This window comes from Clostridioides sp. ES-W-0018-02 (assembly GCF_020658175.1).
Classification (GTDB): Bacteria; Bacillota; Clostridia; order Peptostreptococcales; family Peptostreptococcaceae; genus Clostridioides.
Map to the genome: position 1 here is coordinate 1 of NZ_JACVVY010000031.1, position 4,129 is coordinate 4,129.

At 26.1% G+C, this 4,129-nt stretch carries 4 protein-coding genes; 2 read left to right on the forward strand and 2 right to left on the reverse strand.

Annotated features, from left to right (window positions below):
* Window positions 1-257: 257 nt before the first annotated feature.
* The gene (locus tag IC219_RS21050; RefSeq protein WP_227483915.1) at window positions 258-638 is read right to left on the reverse strand and encodes a helix-turn-helix domain-containing protein; all 381 of its coding nucleotides are present in this window, start codon (window positions 636-638) and stop codon (window positions 258-260) included.
* Between the two features lie 190 nt (window positions 639-828).
* Here IC219_RS21050 and IC219_RS21055 point away from each other — a divergent pair, with 190 nt between their 5' ends.
* Both IC219_RS21055 and IC219_RS21060 read left to right on the forward strand, forming a co-directional pair.
* On the forward strand, window positions 829-1,149 hold the full coding sequence (locus IC219_RS21055) for a BlaI/MecI/CopY family transcriptional regulator (RefSeq protein ID WP_227483914.1): 321 nt from the start codon (window positions 829-831) through the stop codon (window positions 1,147-1,149).
* Window positions 1,150-1,583: 434 nt separating this feature from the next.
* Window positions 1,584-2,639 carry a phage/plasmid replication protein gene (locus tag IC219_RS21060; protein WP_227861678.1) on the forward strand — a complete coding sequence of 352 codons (1,056 nt, stop codon included), beginning with the start codon at window positions 1,584-1,586 and terminating at the stop codon, window positions 2,637-2,639.
* 766 nt (window positions 2,640-3,405) lie between these two features.
* Here IC219_RS21060 and IC219_RS21065 read toward each other — a convergent pair.
* Window positions 3,406-3,543 carry a hypothetical protein gene (locus IC219_RS21065; protein WP_227832029.1) on the reverse strand — a complete coding sequence of 46 codons (138 nt, stop codon included), beginning with the start codon at window positions 3,541-3,543 and terminating at the stop codon, window positions 3,406-3,408.
* Window positions 3,544-4,129 lie beyond the last annotated feature (586 nt).

Genomic DNA, 4,129 nt, shown 5'->3' on the forward strand with positions numbered 1-4,129 from the left:
AGGTAGCTGAAAAAAATTACATTAAAAAAGTATCTTAAATTTTTCTTATATAGTGATGTTACTGACATACAACTGACAAGATAGGTTTAAAATCGTACATGGTAGGGGTATGAAGCTATTGAAATTGCTAGTAGGTAGCAAACTATGGCATACAATACTTACTTTTATGCCAAAACTACTGACAACATAAAAAGACCTCTAAACGTTGTAAATGCTAATGTTCAGAGGTTTTATATTTAAAATTAAGTTTTATCTATTTAATATCTATTTTCTATTTTATTTTGAAACATTTTTAAGTCTTTCATTGATTTCTTTGAAGCTTTTACAATATCAACTATAAATCTTGTCTCATACTCATTACAATCCTTTAAGATTTCATTTAGCTCATTCTCAAAAATAATTTTAGAGTTTAATATTGCATCACATAATAGCTCATCGATTGTTACATAAAGTACATTGGCGATAGAAATCAATGTAGGTAAACTTACACTAGAATTTCCAGTTTCGATATTGCTCATGTGCTGAGTCGTTATATTTACTCTATTTGCAACTGCTTCTTGTGTTAATCTCTTTTTTATCCTAGCTATTTTAATTCTTTGACCTATCAATTTAAAATCAAGTTCGTTAGATTCTTTCATAAATATGTACTTCCCTTTCATATTATTCTATTACATTGTATCCTTTCAAAAGTTGTAATATAATAGATTAAAAAACTGATTTCAAATAAAAACTATATTACTATAATAAATGACATAATATCTTGTAAAAAATATATATAATTATTATTTGATAAAAATATGTAATCTATACATGAAAGGAATATAAAGCATGCAAAAGATACCACAGGCTGAATTAAAAGTTATGAAGTTTATTTGGGCTAAAAATGATATAGTAACATCAAAAGAACTAATTGAAGAGATGGAGACTAGTTGTAACTGGAAAGCAACAACTACATTAACTCTGCTTTCAAGACTAGTCAATAAGCGTTTCTTAGCGTCTCAGCGAATAAAAAGAATAAAACATTATATAATACTTATTACGAATAAAGAGTATAAAGTATTTGCAACGAAAAGATTTTTAGAAGAGATACATTCTAACTCTATAGAAAGTCTAATTGATGCTTTAATAGATATATCTGAAAAAAAGTAGCAACTTAATAAGTTTTAATATTGTTCATTCATTCTACAACCATAAAATTAAAATTGTTATTTTATATGAAGTAGCATAAAAAACACATCCATTTCCACATCAAGAAAAAATTTTTGTCTGTATGTAAAAATAGACATAGTAATGCGTACAAACGTTCTATATTTATAGAGTTATTTGTATGTAAATTATGTTTAAGATACTATATGTAATAGCTATAGGGGGGTGTATATGGTATATGTAAGGATAGAGAAAGTTTTATTTTGTTATAGTCCTTCCATTTCCATAACACAAAAAGTCTTAAAATTACAGGGTTAAACTACCCCTTAATTAATGGTGTTATAAAGTTTATTTTTTTGTTTTGCAATCATGTTTTTAGTCTGTAAATATAGTATTAATGATTGTATCAGATGATGATTTCGTAAGGGGTGTGGGGTATGATAGATAGAGTTAACTTATATAAAAATGTAAAGCTAGATACAAGTAAGTTTAGTTTAAAGCTTAAAAAGAACTACAATGAATATATAGATTTCAAGACAGGAGAAGTAATTGAATATATTTCATCTTATATACTTGCTTGGAATGGAGTAAGATTTCTATATGCAGTAAATTCAGAGAGAATATATGTAACTGGTAGGCTTGTAATGCTACTCAAACAAGGTAATCATGTACATAACATAGATGATTTGTATAGTTACAGAGAAGAAATAAGACAAAAGATAAATAATAAGCTTAAAGAGTTATTTAACATAGAGTTAGACATATTAGAGTTTACAGTTGCAAGCATGGAGGTAACATTTAATATTTATAATGTAAACGCAGATTTATATTTGAGGCTATTTAATCAAATTATAAAAGATAAAGCTGATAATAGATATATTAACTACGTCGATCGAAATAACATAGATACAAATACAAGTGTTTACATAAAGTCTAAGCATAATTATAAGAGTAACATAAATAAAACATATACTATTAATTTTTACAATAAACTGGAGCAACTGAAAACATTAAAAAGTAAAGTAGATATGTATAAGAGTAGTATAAATATAAACCAACTTGACTTGGCTCTTGCGACTAACACTTTAAGATTAGAAGTTAAATGTGCTGGTTACGAACTCAAAAAATATGGAAGGACATTTAAAACATACTTTGATGATATATACATATGTAGAGATATAGTTTTAACTAAGTATAAACGTTTCATCTGCAATACTAGACTAGATTTCTATGATTATTTTGAAACTAAAAAAATAGTAAAAGAAACAAATAAGTTGAAAAAAAATAGTAAAAAGAAGCTATTGCAATACTTAGAACTAAGATATGCTAAAAAGAAAAAGTATAGCAAAGAAGAATTAAAGAAATATTTCAAGATGTTAGAAGCTTTAAATGTAGCCCCTGCACTCATTCCTACTTTTCACAAAACAAACAAACTACAAAGTCCAGTAAAACTTTTAGATCAAAAAATAGAGCAAATTATGGAAAAATACTAGTAAATTTTAATGACTAGAATTATAATTAACTTATATTAAAAAATTGAATATAAAAAAGACTACTATTCCCTTTAATGTTTGGAAGACATTAATTGGGATTAATACCAACTATCTCGAACATAGTAAGTAACTAGTAATCTTTTAACTATAATCTATATACTAGATGTTTTGACAGAACATAGAGTACATAAAATATAGTTGCTATCTCTTTTAGATATACATAAATTATAAAAGATGAAGAGAAAAAAATCAAGGAGATAGCGATAAAAGATAAAATTTACAGACTTGTTCAGATGGTTGGACAAGTCTTTTTGAGTGTAGAAATACACAAAAGTTTTATAAGGAAGTGTGTTTGACTTAGTGCAAACCGAATGGCTCGACAGAGTACAGGGGTAGCCGACTAAACACTTGGTATTAGCCAACTGCATATACATATATCTAGTACTATATGGAAGGGCAGAAAGTAGTGACTCGATACTACAATAAATAAAAGCGAGGGAGGAGTTTCTTTGTGGAGCATCTATATATCTTACTATGGGGGAAACGATAGAGAGCATTAAGTTGCAAAAGAATAGATGTTATAACTGTACTAGTCCTATAAAATGCCGATATACTGGGCAAGGGAAGTTTATCCTACACTTGTTTGTAGGGTAACTATGTCCAATTTTAGCCTCTACCTAGGCAGCTTAGTCAAGTTATTTGGATAAAGAAAGTTTCTGCATTTTAAAGAAGCTTCTTGGACATAGTTATATATACTTACTTAGTTTTAGTTACAGAATAGTTTTATTATGCTTGATACTGTTAAAGCTGATTGAAGTATTAAACAAAAAATATCTACATATAGTTGTCTTTTATACTCTTTTCTGTAAGGACATCTTTTACATTTCTTATCTTTAGTATTCATTTTGATAGTCTCCTTTCATAGTATTTATATAGCATTTAATATATTAGTTATTAAAATATTAAAGATATATATATATACATACATATCTTTATATATCTCTCTATATCTCTGTACATATTTCTATATATCTTTTATTACTTATTAAATACATATATATAATTCTTGTATTATAGATATATATTTAATAAGTAATAACTAATATTTGTACTATATATAAATAACGTTTAGTATATCTTTTAGTACTCTTATATATATATAAAAATATATGTATCAAATTGTTTCGGAACATTAGAAAAAAATATATATACTAATAAATTGTTTAAAATGAATACTAAACTCATGTAATTAGATTTTTGTGTATTGAGTATTGATAAGGTTGTGAATTTAAAATATGAGTTGTAGTATTGAAATAAATTTAGAATAGCTTAGAAAGGCTTGTATGAGTTCTAGTAAAAAAGTAGGTAGCTGAAAAAAATTACATTAAAAAAGTATCTTAAATTTTTCTTATATAGTGATGTTACTGACATACAACTGACAAGATAGGTTTAAAATCGTACATGGTAGGGGTATGAAGCTATTGAAATTG

Bases quoted from the DNA above. Each gene is read 5' to 3' on its own strand.
- IC219_RS21050 (WP_227483915.1), bottom strand. From the start codon at position 638: ATGAAAGAATCTAACGAACTTGATTTTAAATTGATAGGTCAAAGAATT.
- IC219_RS21055 (WP_227483914.1), top strand. From the start codon at position 829: ATGCAAAAGATACCACAGGCTGAATTAAAAGTTATGAAGTTTATTTGG.
- IC219_RS21060 (WP_227861678.1), top strand. From the start codon at position 1,584: ATGATAGATAGAGTTAACTTATATAAAAATGTAAAGCTAGATACAAGT.
- IC219_RS21065 (WP_227832029.1), bottom strand. From the start codon at position 3,543: ATGAATACTAAAGATAAGAAATGTAAAAGATGTCCTTACAGAAAAGAG.